General features: G+C 71.8%; 9 protein-coding genes and 1 riboswitch. Of the genes, 2 read left to right on the forward strand and 7 right to left on the reverse strand.

All coding sequences use genetic code 11. The annotated features are described in order from the left end of the window. Window positions 1–45: 45 nt before the first annotated feature. On the reverse strand, window positions 46–2,247 hold the full coding sequence (locus HW837_RS06490; protein ID WP_177261699.1) for a sensor histidine kinase: 2,202 nt from the start codon (window positions 2,245–2,247) through the stop codon (window positions 46–48). A 387-nt stretch (window positions 2,248–2,634) separates the two neighbouring features. Beyond that, window positions 2,635–3,813: an MBL fold metallo-hydrolase gene (locus HW837_RS06495; protein ID WP_193379946.1), complete on the reverse strand. Its 1,179-nt coding sequence runs from the start codon at window positions 3,811–3,813 to the stop codon at window positions 2,635–2,637. Between the two features lie 131 nt (window positions 3,814–3,944). On the opposite strand from HW837_RS06495, the gene HW837_RS06500 reads away from it, so the two are divergent. Both HW837_RS06500 and HW837_RS06505 read left to right on the forward strand, forming a co-directional pair. After that, entirely contained in the window at window positions 3,945–5,126 is a 1,182-nt protein-coding gene (locus HW837_RS06500; protein ID WP_045556834.1) for a Glu/Leu/Phe/Val dehydrogenase dimerization domain-containing protein, read from the forward strand. 68 nt (window positions 5,127–5,194) lie between these two features. Further along, window positions 5,195–5,815 carry a TetR/AcrR family transcriptional regulator gene (locus HW837_RS06505; protein WP_177261701.1) on the forward strand — a complete coding sequence of 207 codons (621 nt, stop codon included), beginning with the start codon at window positions 5,195–5,197 and terminating at the stop codon, window positions 5,813–5,815. 117 nt (window positions 5,816–5,932) lie between these two features. Here the strand turns inward: HW837_RS06505 and HW837_RS06510 are convergent, their stop codons facing one another. The 5 genes from HW837_RS06510 to HW837_RS06530 form a co-directional block, all read right to left on the reverse strand. After that, on the reverse strand, window positions 5,933–6,718 hold the full coding sequence (locus HW837_RS06510) for an SGNH/GDSL hydrolase family protein (protein WP_045556832.1): 786 nt from the start codon (window positions 6,716–6,718) through the stop codon (window positions 5,933–5,935). Between the two features lie 143 nt (window positions 6,719–6,861). Continuing rightward, window positions 6,862–7,569 carry a DUF6250 domain-containing protein gene (locus HW837_RS06515; RefSeq protein WP_045556831.1) on the reverse strand — a complete coding sequence of 236 codons (708 nt, stop codon included), beginning with the start codon at window positions 7,567–7,569 and terminating at the stop codon, window positions 6,862–6,864. A gap of 47 nt (window positions 7,570–7,616) precedes the next feature. Then, window positions 7,617–9,482 (reverse strand): rhamnogalacturonan lyase family protein, encoded by a 1,866-nt coding sequence (locus HW837_RS06520; protein ID WP_313895596.1) that lies wholly within the window; start codon window positions 9,480–9,482, stop codon window positions 7,617–7,619. A gap of 296 nt (window positions 9,483–9,778) precedes the next feature. Next, window positions 9,779–10,786 (reverse strand): M23 family metallopeptidase, encoded by a 1,008-nt coding sequence (locus HW837_RS06525; RefSeq protein ID WP_045556829.1) that lies wholly within the window; start codon window positions 10,784–10,786, stop codon window positions 9,779–9,781. Between the two features lie 4 nt (window positions 10,787–10,790). Beyond that, window positions 10,791–10,949: riboswitch (cyclic di-AMP (ydaO/yuaA leader) on the reverse strand. Window positions 10,950–11,251: 302 nt separating this feature from the next. Then, window positions 11,252–13,327, reverse strand: coding sequence for an alpha-galactosidase (locus HW837_RS06530; protein ID WP_045556926.1), 2,076 nt, complete (start codon window positions 13,325–13,327; stop codon window positions 11,252–11,254). Window positions 13,328–13,437 lie beyond the last annotated feature (110 nt).

A 13,437-nucleotide genomic window follows, 5' to 3' on the forward strand; every position in this document is an offset into this window, starting at 1 on the left:
GAGCGCAGGGGGTGGGGCCCGTGGTGGGGGTGGTGAGGGGGGTGGTCATCCGGCCGGTGTGCTCCCGTCCTGCCGGGGCGTGAGGTCGTGGGCCGCGTCGAGGGCCGACGGGGGTACGGCTATGGGGGTGCCTCCCCTGGGGTGTCCGCCCAGGGGCTGCGCGGCGTCCTTGTGGGGTGCGTCCATGTGGGCCAGCTCCATGTGGAGTGCGTCGGTGCCGCCCGCGCCGCCGTGGGGTGGCGGGGTCGGCAGTCCCGTGGTCGGGCCGGTGCGCGGCTGTCCCGTGTCGATGCGGGAGGCGGCGTCGGGGGCGGGGGGCGCGAAGTCGTCGCGGGAGGTGAAGTCGGCCGAGACGGTGTCCAGGGCGGAGGTGTCCCAGTCGGAGCTCTCCAGCTGGCGTGCCTCGGCGAGTCCGATCCCGCGCTGGAAGGCGGCCATGAGTCCGGGGTCGTGGCCGATGTAGTGGTCGGGGTCCTGGCGGGGCGTGGGCGCGGGGCCGCCGCGGAGCTGGGGCACGATGTGCTGCTGGGCGCGGCGGCGGGGCAGCTGGGGCTTGCCCATGGTGCCGCGGACGGTGCCGCCGACCCGGGGGGTCGGGGGTGTCCCGGCGTTCTCCGCGACGGTCCGCCGGTCGTCGGGGCGGACGCCGGGCACGGCCTCGGCCGGGTTGGGCCGCTCGTCCCGGGCGCCGCGCACCGGCAGCGGCGTCGGGCCGGTGCCGCCTCGGCCGGGGCTCTGCTGGCCGCTGCCCCGGCCGGGTCCCTGTTGCCGCGGGACGGTGGCGCGCGCGGGACTCGGGACGCCGCGGGGGCCGGGCTCGGGGCGCGCGGGCTGCCCGGGAGCCGGACGGCCGGACCGGTCGTTCGCGTTCGCGGCACGGGCGGGTCCGCCGGTCGTGGGGCGGTCGGCGGAGCCGGGTGCGGACGCCCGCTGGGGCGGGGCGGCCGGTGCCTGGTGCGGCCCGGCGGGACGGCGGGTGCCGGTGTTCTGCTCGGGGACGGCGTGGGTGTGCGGCAGGGTCTGCGGCAGGTCGCCGGGCTCGCCGCCGAGGAGGCCCTGGGGGACGACGAACGCGGCCTGGACCCCGCCGTAGATGTTGCTCTGGAGGCGGACCTGGATGCCGTGGCGGCGGGCGAGCTGGGAGACGACGAAGAGGCCGATGCGCCCGTCCTGGAGGAGGCTGGCGACGTTGACCTGGTCGGGGTCGGCGAGCAGGGCGTTCATCTTGTTCTGCTCGGTGACGGGCATGCCGAGGCCGCGGTCCTCGACCTCGACGGCGAGCCCGGAGGTGACGAGGTTGGCGCGGAGCAGGACCTGGGTGTGCGGGGCGGAGAACACCGTGGCGTTCTCGACGAGTTCGGCGAGGAGGTGGATGACGTCGGCGACGGCGTGTCCGCGCAGGGTGCCGTCGACCGGGGGCACCAGTTTGACCCGGGAGTACTGCTCGACCTCGGCGATCGCGGAGCGCAGCACCTCGGTCATGGAGACGGGGTTGCTCCACTGACGGCGGGAGACGGCCCCGCCGAGGACGGCGAGGTTCTCGGCGTGGCGGCGGATGCGGGTGGCGAGGTGGTCGACGTGGAAGAGGCCCTTGAGCAGGTCCGGGTCCTCGATCTCGTTCTCCAGGTCGTCGAGGATGGAGATCTCGCGCTGGACGAGGGACTGGAGCCGGCGGGCCAGGTTCACGAAGACTTCGAGCTTCTGTTCGCTGCCGGCGTGGCTGGAGAGCTGGGAGGCCTGGACGACGGCGGTGACGGCGCTGTCGTGGGCGCGGGCGAGGTCGGCGGCGAGCGGCTCGAAGTCGTCGGCGCCGGCGGTGGTCCTGAGGCGGGGTCCGCGCGCGGGCGGCTGGTCGCCGCGGCGCAGCGCGTCGACCAGGGAGCGCAGGTCGTCCTCGCTCCTGCTGCTGACCTGGCGCAGGGTGCTCAGCCGTTCGCGGACGGACCTGGCGGTGCGCCCGGCGGCCACGACGCCGATCGCGATGCCGGCGAGGGCCACGGCGGCGGCTCCGGCGAGGACCGCCCACAGGGTGAGGCTGGGTCGGGCGCCGCCGGCGCGGAAGGTGAACAGGACGGCGGCGCAGGCGCTGAGGGCGACCGCGGTGGGTGGCAGGACCGCGAGGCGCACCAGCTGTGGCCGTATGTGGATCTCGGGCAGCGAGGGGACGGCGGCGCGGGTGGCCGACCGCCCGTGCCGCCCGCCCTCACGGCGGTCTGCGCGGGCGGCCGGTGCGCGAAGGTGAGACATCAGCGTCCTCGTACTGGTCCGTCTGGCGTGTGGGGGGTGCCGCGTCCGGGCGACTTGGGCATACGCCCTCGCGTGTCGGTCGCGAGAGTCGAAGAATTCGGCACAGCGTCGTCCGACGGCAACTCACAGTAGTCGCCAACGCGTCATGTGCGGTGCGCAGTTGACAAAGACCGCCGTAATGCGTCCCGCTCTGGTATGAGGCTTCGTGCGACAGTCCGATAATTCCTCGGACGCTTGTTCCTGCCGCATTCTCTTTGCGCCCGAATTTCGATCAGAGTTGTTCAGAAAAGGTCACCAATAGACGGCGAGGGCCGGGGAGCACATGGCTCCCCGGCCCTCGCCGTCCATCGAAAAATCACCCTGTCGGGAGAATTCCCTACCTGTTTCTCAGCTCTCCGCCACCAGGTCCAGCCGCTCCCCCACCGGGGGCCAGGCGGTCCAGCCGCCGACCGGCTGCTGGGAGACCGCGCGCCACCACGGACGCACCGGCGGGGTGTTCTCCGGCTCGAACGGCTCTCCCGGCAGCGGCGCGGCCATCGTGACCCCCGCGCCGTGGGTGGCCCACATCATGCGCTCGCCCGGCTCCGCCCAGGCGTGCATCGCCAGGTTGAACGTCGCCCAGTGGATCGGCATCATCACCCCGCCGGGCTCGCCGCCCTGCAGATCGAGATGGGTCCGCAGCCCCTCGTCGGGCGTCATGTGGATGTCGGGCCAGTACTCCGAATAGGCACCCACCTGGATCATGGTGAGGTCGAACGGGCCGTGCGCCGCGCCGATGTCCTTGAAGCCCTCGAAGTACCCGGTGTCGCCGCTGTGGTAGATCCGGTGCTCGTCACCGGCGACGACCCAGGAGGCCCAGAGCGTGTGCTGGGTGTTGCGCAGGCCCCGGCCACAGAAGTGCCGGGCGGGGGTCGCGGTCAGGGTGAGGCCGCCGACCTTCGTGGCCTCGTGCCAGTCCAGCTCACGGATCCGGTCCGCGGAGACGCCCCAGTGCTCCAGATGGGCACCCACGCCGAGGGGCACGGCGAAGAGGGTGTCCGTGCCCGCCAGCTCCTTGATCGAGGGCATGTCGAGGTGGTCGTAGTGGTCGTGGGAGATGACGACGACGTCGACCGGGCCGAGCGCGGCGAGGGGCACCGGCACGGGGTGCAGCCGCTTGGGTCCGGCGAAGGCGAACGGGGAGCAGCGCTCCCCCCAGACCGGGTCGAAGAGCACCCGGTGGCCGTCGATCTCGGCGAGCACGCTGGAGTGTCCCATCCAGGTGGTGCGCAGCCCGCTCGCCGGGGGCCGGGCCAGGTCGGCGAGGGTCGTGGAGTGCACGGGGATCAGGCCCGCCGGGGCCCGCCGGACCCGCTCGTCCTTGCGGAAGTAGCTCTTCGCCATCTCCACGGCGGCGCCCCCGGAGGGGCGGACCTGGGCGGCCTCGGGGTTCACGAAGACCCCGTTCGCGAAATGCGGGGATCTGCGGATCCGCTCCAATCGGGCACCGCTCGGATCCGCGCCGAAGGCGGCGGGCCGCGCTGCGCGCAGCGCCGAGCTCAGAGAACGGGATCCGGAACCGGACACGGCACCTCCAGGTGGATTCGCTCAGGCATCCCATTATGGGCCGCCCCTCCGACAGCGCCGGGTCCGACTGTCCCCGCACGATGCAATACTGACCAACTATTCAGTAGATCCTTTTGTTCCCGGGGAGCCCTATGACCTTCACCCCTTTCATGTCGCTCACCTGGACCGACCACGTCACGGGCCGCCGGGGCTTTCTCGTCGTGGACCGGCTGGTGCGCGGGGTCTGCAGCGGCGGCCTGCGGATGCGTCCCGGCTGCACGCCGGACGAGGTCGCCGGACTCGCGCGCGGCATGACCATGAAGGAGGCGCTGCACTACGCCCCCGAGGGCCGGTACGTCCCGCTCGGCGGCGCCAAGGGCGGCATCGACTGCGACCCCCGGCACCCGGAGGCCTACGGCGTCCTGGTGCGCTACCTGCGCGCGATGCGCCCGTACATCGAGAGCTTCTGGACCACCGGCGAGGACCTCGGGCTCGCCCAGGACCTGGTGGACCGCGCGGCCGCCGAGGCGGGCCTGGTCTCGACGATCCAGGCGGTGTACCCCCTCCTGGACGACGAGGCCGCGGCCCGCCGACGCCTCGCGGACGCCTTCGCCGTCCAGGTGGACGGCATCGGTCTCGACGAACTGGTCGGCGGCTGTGGTGTCGCCGAGTCCGTGCTCACCGCCCTGGACCGGACGGGCACGCCGTACGCCGGGACCCGGGTCGCCGTACAGGGCCTGGGTACCATGGGCGGCGCCACCGCCCGCTTCCTCGCCCGCGCCGGGCTCACGGTCGTCGCCGTCGCCGACATCAAGGGCACCGTCGCCAACCCCGCGGGCCTGGACGTGGAGGCCCTGCTCGCCGCGCGCGACGCGCACGGCACGATCGACCGCTCGGCGCTCCGGCCCACCGACCAGGAACGTCCTGCCGACGCCTGGCTGGCCACCGGGGCCGAGGTGCTGGTCCCCGCGGCCGTCTCCTACGCGATCGACACCACCAACCACCACCTCGTCACCGCCCGGCTGATCGTCGAGGCGGCCAACATGCCGGTCCTCCCGGAGGCCGAGGAGATGCTCACCGCGCGGGGCGTGACCGTCCTGCCGGACGTCGTCGTCAACTCCGGTACGAACGCCTGGTGGTGGTGGACCCTGTTCGGTGACATCGGCCCCACCGCCGACGAGGCGTTCACCCACACGCGCCGTTCCATGCGCGCCCTCGTCGACCTGATGCTCACCCGGGCCGAGGCCGACGGCAGCACGCCCCGCGCCGCCGCGCACGCCATCGCCGCCGACCGCCTCCCGGAGATCACGGACCGCTTCGGCTGGCACCGCTGACGGCCCGGTCCTCGTCGCGGTGGCTCGAAGCCTGCGGCACCGCGCGGGGGCCTGGGTAGGGTTGCCGTGTGGGCAGGGTGCGGTTGAGCGTGGCCGAGCGGCGTGCGGAGCTGCTGCGGGCCGCCATCGAGCAGATCGAGGAGCGGGGCGTCGCGGCGGTACGGATCGCCGACGTGGCCGCTGTCCTCGGGGTGAGCAACGCCCTGGTGCTCTACCACTTCTCCACCAAGGAGCGACTGGTGGCCGAGGCGTTCCGCCATGCCGCCGAGGACGACCTGGCCCATCTGCGCAAACTCCTGGGCCGCCGCACCACGGCCCTGCGCCGGCTCCGGGCGGCCGTGCGTTGGTACGCCCCCACCGGCCAGGCCAAGGGCTGGCGCCTGTGGATCGAGGGCTGGGCCGCGTCCCTGCGCGATCCGGCCCTGCGCGATGTCACACGCGATCTGGACCGCCAGTGGAAGGCCGCCCTCACCGAGGTCATCGAAGCGGGCGTGGCCGCCGACGAGTTCCACTGCCCGGACCCCGCGGCGACGGCCCTGCGCCTCACCGCCCTCCTGGACGGCCTGGCCGTGCAGCTCACGGCCTACGACGGAGCCGTCTCCCGCACCCGTGCCCAGGAGTGGGCCGACCGGGCCCTGGCCCATGAACTGGGCCTGGACCCGGCTTCGTTGACGGCGTCGACCCGCTGACCGAGACGAGACCCGCGCCCCGACAGGGGTGCGGGGAACTGCGCGGGCGACCACGACGGACGGAACGCCGCCCACGGAGCGGCGTTCCCACTGCGAGGTGGCGCCCCTTCTCGAATCTCAGGCCACGGACTCGATCCGCAACCTGATGTCGTCCGGCGACAGCTGCCCCTTCGCCGACACATGGTCCCCGGAGGACTCCCCCCGCAGCCGCCGCCCGATCCACGGCACCAGGTACTCCCGCGCCCACTGGATGTTGTCGCGCCGCATCTCCAGCGTCCCGCGCGGCGGCAGCGGCGGCCACGGCTGGTCGGGGTCGGCCGGGACGTCCACCCCCAGCACCTGCCCGGCCCGCAGGGCGACCCGGGTGTGCCCCTCCGGTGACAGGTGCAGCCGGTCCAGGTCCCAGGCCCGCCGGTCCTGCACGGTCTTCAGCGACCACAGGTCCAGCACGGGGCACCCGTACCGGTCGGCGATGGCCCGCACATGCAGGTTGTACGTGGCGATCTTGCCCCGTAGGTGCTTCAGCACCGGCACGTCACGCGTGTCGAACCCGGTGGTCACCATGACCGTGCCGACGGCCGAGGTGAGCCTGACGACCGCCCGCTCGAACCGCTCGGCGACCTCGTCGGGGTCGGTGCCCGGCCGGATGATGTCGTTGCCGCCCGCGCAGAAGGAGATCAGATCGGGGGCCAGTTCCAGCGCCCTCGGCACCTGGTCCTCCACGATCTGGTCGAGGAGCTTCCCCCGCACGGCCAGGTTGGTGTAATCGAAGTCGCCCTCGGGCAACCGGTCCGCGAGAAGCACCGCGAACCGGTCGGCCCAGCCGACGAACCGCCCGTCGGGCCCGGGGTCGCCGACACCCTCGGTGAAGCTGTCCCCCAGCGCCACGTACGACCCGATCATTGCTCTGCTGCCATTCGAATCGTCTGTCACGTCGGGCCATGATTCCCCTTCGGATGTGGCCTACGCGACCGTAATAAGGGGTTGACGGGCGGTGAGATAGACCACGTGTCAAGTGTTGGTCAACCCGGAATACACCCGTCGTGTCAGTGGAGTCCCCACACCCGGAAGTCCTCGATCCGGAAGTGGCTCCAGGTGGTCCGGAAGGCGAAATGCCCGCGCGTGTACGGCTCGGGGTCGCGGTGGTCGAACACGAGCCGTCCGTTGTTCCACCACTGGACCTTCGACCCGTCCGAGACGATCAGCACCCGGTGCGGCGCGTTCGCGACGAGCAGCGGCTCGGTGTAGTCGTAGAGCAGCGGCCGCACCCCCGCCTCACCGACGTAGCGCCGCATCCGTGTCGTCGTATTGGTGTTGGCCCCGTACCCGACGTAGTACGTCTTCAGGTGGTCGTACTCGGCGAGCGCGCCCCCGCGCGGGGTGGCGAAGAGATCGTCGGGCGAGCGCGCGTCGACGGCGTTCCAGAAGTTGTTCAGGTCGGACACCCGGTCGTTGACCCCGCCCGCGGAGACCGGCGTGGCCGTGTACGAGACGACGTACGGCCCCTCCAGCTTCCGCTTGAACCAGAGCGTGGCCCCGGCCGGTACGTCGACCTCCAGCACACCGCGCGAGGCCGTGACCGTGCCGCCGCGCTCCAACTCCACGGCCCAGCGCCCCAGTCCGTGCCGGAAGTCGTCGGCGGCGATCAGCCTGCCGCGGCGCCGGGAGGTGCGGGCGGAGGCGGTGGCCGCCGGGGCGACGGCCGCGAGGGCGGCACCGGCGGCGAGCGCTCCGAAAGCTCTACGGGTGGTCATACGACGCTCCTTCTGTCCTTCGCTCGATGGGTGACGTTCCGGGATGTTCAACGGGACCGGACCGAGATCGCGGGCCTCGGCACCCGGCGGGTCTCGGTGCCGAGGTAGTAGTCCGTGTACGTCGACTGGAGGTAGCCCCGGACGGTCCATCCCAGCCGGTACGCGGGGTTGTGGGCGAGCGTGTAGAGACGGGTTCCGGTCGGCTCCGTCGTGGTGTGGAGGCGGAGGGCGGTGTGGTCGGCGGTCTCGGTGAGGATCTCCTCGCGCCAGTCGCCGAGGATGTCGCCGTAGTAGGGGGTCGCGTTGCGCGCTCCGGAGACGACCCCGGCCGGGTCGAAGATCCTCGTACTGGTCTCGGTCGCCGGGTCCCAGTCGGAGACATGGGTGAAGTCCAGCAGCTCCGAGCCCTTGTCGCCGTCCCACCAGATACGGAAGTTGACGCTGGGCGTGGTCGCGGAGACCTTGCCGTCCCGGACGTTGCGGACGCCGGCCCCGGGCGCCGTGACGTCGGCGGTGGACGTCCAGTACTCGTAGCCGCGATGGCCCGGGTCGATGTCGCCGGTGCTGCCCCGGCCGACGTCGATGTCGGTGTCGTTCTCCCAGTCGGCCGGGTGCTGCCCGGTCACCAGGCGCTCGCCGGTGTCGTAGTAGTACCAGGGGAAGTTCGGGACGACGCCGAGCTCCGCCTGCTGGATGGCGAATCCCTCCAGGCCGGGGCGGCCGGGGTCGAGGTCGGCGATGTGGAAGCGGTCGCCGTGTCCGGCACCGTCGACGACGTACCGGAGGGTGCCGTCGCCGTTCACCACGTAGTTGCCGTCGGCGATCTCGTCCTTGCCGTCGAGGTCGACGTCGACGGTGCGGATCTGGTGGAAGCTGGTCGCGCCGCTGTCTGCGGGCACCACGTACTTCCAGCGGAGGGTCAGGTCCGTGCCGTCGAAGTCCCAGGTCTGGAAGAGGACGCGGAAGGCGCCGCGCCGGGCGCCGACGCGGGTGACGAGCTTGGTGACGAGGCTCGGGTGGACCCCGTCGAGGTAGGCGACGCCGAAGTGGCCGCCGGACGGGCCGTCGGCGGCGAAGTCGTCCGGCACGGGCTGCCGGTCGCGCTCGGTGCCGGTCGCGCCGTCGACGACGGAGACGAACTGCCGGGCGGGCGAGTCGGCGGTGACCCGCGTGCCGTCCGCGAAGGTCGTGCCGGAGGCCGTGTGCGCCAGCACCTCGGCCCGGCCGTCGCCGTCCAGGTCGAACACGGTCACGTTGTCGTCGTTGCGGTACCCGCCGATCGGCGTCGATCCGCTGATCGCGGCGGGCGCAGGGTCGTTGGCGCCGTTCCCGCCGACCTGGGTGTACGAGCCGGGTCCGAGGTCGACGCGCCACAGCCGCTCGCCGGTCAGCGTGTACGCCTCCAGCAGGTCGGGCCGGTCCCTGGTCTGCGCGAGCCTGCTCACCACCAGCTCGTACCGCCCGTCCCCGTCGAGGTCGCCGGGCCAGGCGTGCTGCACGGTGTAGCCGTCCGCCGCGGCGAGCGGGATCTCGGCGTACCCCTGACCGAGCGCCAGCGCCGAAGCCGGCTTTCCCTCCCGCCCGTCGACGACGGCCCGCACGCTGTACGCGCCCGTGCCGGGGCTGGTGTCGCGGTAGGTCGTCGAGCGGGTGATCGGCGCCCGGGTCAGCCGTTTGCGGCCCTTGTAGACGTTGAAGCCGATCGCGTCGCCGTGGCGCGCGTACTCCGTGCCGAGCAGCCGCCAGCTGAGGAAGGTCCCGCCGTCGGACGGTACGGCGACCAGGCCCCGGTCCAGGTTCTCCACGACCCGGCGAGGTCTCTCCGCGGCATGGCCGCCGGGTGCGGAGAAGAGACCGGCGAACAGGGCGGCCGCGGTCAGGAAGACGGTTCTTCGACGTCGGGCAGTACGCACCGACACTCCTTCACAGAGACAGAAAGCGCTTACGCGGATCACTGTCCCCGCCCCTCGCGGCACTGTCGAGGCTTCGATCGGCCATGCCATACGACCGCAACACGGTGATCATGAAACGCCGAAGGCCGGCCCCTGATGACAGGGACCGGCCTTCGGCATGTGGGCGCCGGGGGGCGACATCAGCCGCCGAGTGAAGGTGACGTCAGCCGCTGGGGAGCGGTGACGTCAGACGCCGGGTGGAGGTGACGTCAGCCGCCTTTGGTGGCAGTGACGTCAGCCGCCGGGAACCGGTGTCGTCAGACGCCGACGCCCTTCGAGCGGAGGTAGGCCAGCGGGTCGATGTCCGAGCCGTAGTTCGGGGAGGTGCGGATCTCGAAGTGCAGGTGCGGCCCGGTGACGTTGCCGGTGGCACCGGAGAGGCCGATCTGCTGACCGCCGCTGACCGCCTGACCCGCGGAGACGGAGATCGAGGACAGGTGGGCGTACTGGGCGTAGTAGCCGTCGGCGAGCCTGATCACGACCTGGTTGCCGTACGCGCCGCCCCAGCCGGCGGAGACGACGGTGCCCGCGCCCACGGCCTTGAGGCTGGTCCCGGTCGGGGCCACGAAGTCGACGCCCGTGTGGTAGCCGCTGGACCACATGCTGCCGGCGGTCTTGTACGCGGTGCCGACGGTCGCGCCCGTGATGGGCCTGCTGAAGCCGGAGGCGTTGGACGAGGAGGACTGGCCGCTCGCCGTGGAGGTCGACGCCTGGGTGTCCTTGGACTCCTGCTTCGCGGGAGCGGAGGGCTTGGGCGTCTTGGCGGGCTCGGTGGGCTTCGAGGACTGCGACAGCTGCGGCTTCGACGACGAGCGCGACGTCTCGCTCGACGCGGCCCGCTCACCGATCGACAGCTTCAGCCCCGGGTGGATCAGCGAGGGGTCGGAGCCGACCGCCTCCCGGTTGTCCGAATACAGCCGCTTCCAGCCACCCTCGACGTTCTGCTCGTCCGCGATCTTCGCGAGGTAGTCGCCGACCTTTACCGAATAGGTCTTGGGCGCCGCCTTCTTGGTGGTGCCCTTCTCCGCCTGCGCGGCCTTCTCGGCCTGCTCGATCCGTGCGCCCGCCTCGGCCGCGGTCTTCTCGGCGGCGATCGTGGTCGGCTTCTCGGAAACATCCGAGGCAACGGTGGACGGGGTCGCGGCGTGGGCGCCGGCGGCTCCGATCAGCGGCAGCGCGAGCGCCGCGCCACCGGTCCCGGCGGCGGCGATCGAGCGGGTGAAGCGCTGGGGCTTCGGACGGCGGTGCTTACCCTTCGCGGGCATGGCGAATTCCTCTCCGGCGCCTGCGAGGTGAGCTGTCGGGTGCGGACTGGAGATGTCCGGCCGTGCTTGCGCACGGCTTTACCCCTAGCCGTTCCGGAGACCGGAACAGGCGGTGATTCCTGTGGGTCCCCCGCTCCTGCCGTGGATCGGGTCGGTACGCGGCTCCGGTCGGCGGCAGGATTGGGCGTCCGTCCGGATTGACGCCGAACGTAAGCGACTTGTGGCCACAGAGACAACCGTGGGGACTTCCTGTGCGTCTTCGCCCCTGATCCTTACTTCAATTCACCATCACGCTCCGTAATAGACCGATCTAGGGGCCATTCCAACCTCCCTGGAAATCCGCCCGAATTACGTGGACATGGCAGCAACGGAACGTCACGGATATGACGCTGCTCACTCACCTACGGCCCAGTAGGCTTTATTCCAGGTCTTGTTGGATTTACAGCATCATTTCGGACAGAAGGCTCAAGTGCGACGGAGGCGGATAACTGTCGCATCGAAGTCGCCGCGCAACCCGGTCGGCAATCCGTGATGCGCCAGCACGGCACCCCGGTACCTTTCGCCCGATTCGCGGCACTCGTACGTCCGCGTCGGGTCCAGCCCGCGCAGCCGCAGCGGGGCGAGCGGCTCGCCGTAGTGCTGCGCCTGGAGCCAGGCGAGGACGACGACCTCGTCCCCGTGGACGTACTGCACGGCGCTCAGCCCGCCCGTCGGCGGCCGCAGCCGGTACAGGTCACCGCGCTGCACGACCGGCCGGATCTCCTTGTACAGCTCGACCCACTCCCGGGCCTCGGCCAGCTCCTCCTCGCTCCACTCGGTGAGGTCGCCACCCACGCCGAGCACACCCGCCATGGCGCTGACGAACCGGAACCGCAGCGAGCTGACCCGCCCGTTGAGCTGGTTGTTCGGGCTGTCGGTGACCCACGCGGCCATGGCCCGGGCCGGATGGATCTGGCTGAAGCCGTGCTGGACGGCGAGCCGGTCGAGCGGGTCGGTGTTGTCGGAGGTCCACACCTGGTCCGTCCGCGCCATGACCCCGAGGTCGATCCGGCCGCCGCCGCCCGAGCACGACTCGAACGCGACCCCCGGGTGCGCGGCCCGCAGCCGGTCCAGCAGGGCGTAGAAGGCGTGCACGTGCTCGACCCAGAGCTTCTGCGGATAGGGCTCCCCCGGCCAGCCCGCGTCGGTGAAGCAGCGGTTGAAATCCCACTTCACATAGTCGATCGGCGCGCTGGACAGAAGGGTGTCGAGCCGTTCCCACAGGTATTCCCGCACGTCCTCACGCGCGAGATTGAGGACGAGCTGATTGCGCAGTTCCGTCCGCTTTCGACCCGGTTGGAACTGTGCCCATTCGGGGTGCGCCCGGTACAGCTCGCTGTCCGGATTGACCATCTCCGGCTCGACCCAGATGCCGAACTGCATCCCGAGGGCGTGCACATAGTCGGCGAGCGGCCGCAGCCCCTTCGGGAAGCGGTCGGGATTGGGCGTCCAGTCGCCGAGGCCCGCCCGGTCGCTGGTCCGCGCCCCGAACCAGCCGTCGTCCACCACGAACAGCTCGACCCCGATGGCCGCCGCCCGCCGCGCGAGGGCTCCCTGCTGCTCCTCGGAGATGTCGAACTCGGTGGCCTCCCAGGAGTTGAAGAGCACCGGCCGGTCCTGGTCGGCGTCCGGGATGACGTACGCCCGCTGGTAGGCGTGCCAGGCGCGGCTCGCCCCGCCGAAGCCGGCGTCGCTCCACAGGCCGGCGAAGACGGGTGTGGTGAAGGTCCCGCCCGTCTCCAGCCGCAGCAGTCCCGATTCGTCGTATCCGGCGCCGCCGGTGATCTGCACGCGCGCGTCCGGGAGTTGGGCCACCGCGATCCGCCAGGAACCCGACCAGCCCAGGGCGCAGCCGTAGACCTCGCCGCGCTCCTCGGTGGCGTCGGTGTCGAGCGCGACCCAGGGCAGGTGCTGGTGCCCGGTGTGCCCGCGGCGGCTGCCGATGACCTTCTCGCCGTAGGTGAGGTCGGCGCGCACGAGGCGGGACTCGGCCGCCCACCGCCCGTGCAGCTGGGAGAGGCGCCAGGGCTCCTCCTCGCGCCGCGGCAGGGTCCAGGTCGCCGAGTCGGCCCGCAGCAGCTCCACCGCCGGACCCTCGTTGACCAGGGTGACCCAGCGCTCGACCACGTCGTCGCGCATCCGGTAGTGCAGGGTGATCCCGAGTCCGTCGTCGGTGAACCGCAGCCGCAGCTCGTCGCCATCGGCCTCGTACTCCCGGTAGGTCCACTCGGTGCCGCGCCGCTCGTCCGTGCGCACGGAGAGCGCTGGGCGGGTGAAGCGGGGGCCGCCCTCGACGGGGTACTCCTCGTGTCCGTCGACCGGGGCCTCGAACGGCCAGTACGGCAGCTGCTGCCGCACCGCCAGCTCCTCGGCGTCCGCGAGGGCGATCCGGGGGCCCCAGTGCAGATGCAGCAGCTCGTCGTTCTCGGTGAGCCGCAGGGCATAGCTGCTCCTGGGCCCGGTGAGAATCCAGGTCCGGCCGTCTGCGCCGATTTCCAACATCAAGCCCCCACAGATTCGAACAGGTGCGATCGGGCTTCAACATCATCGCAGGTCGCCGTGGGCGGTCGACGGCGCCTGTGGACAACCGCCGCCGTGTCCGCCGAGCGGCC

This window comes from Streptomyces caniscabiei, assembly GCF_014930365.1.
GTDB classification, from domain to species: domain Bacteria; phylum Actinomycetota; class Actinomycetes; order Streptomycetales; family Streptomycetaceae; genus Streptomyces; species Streptomyces caniscabiei.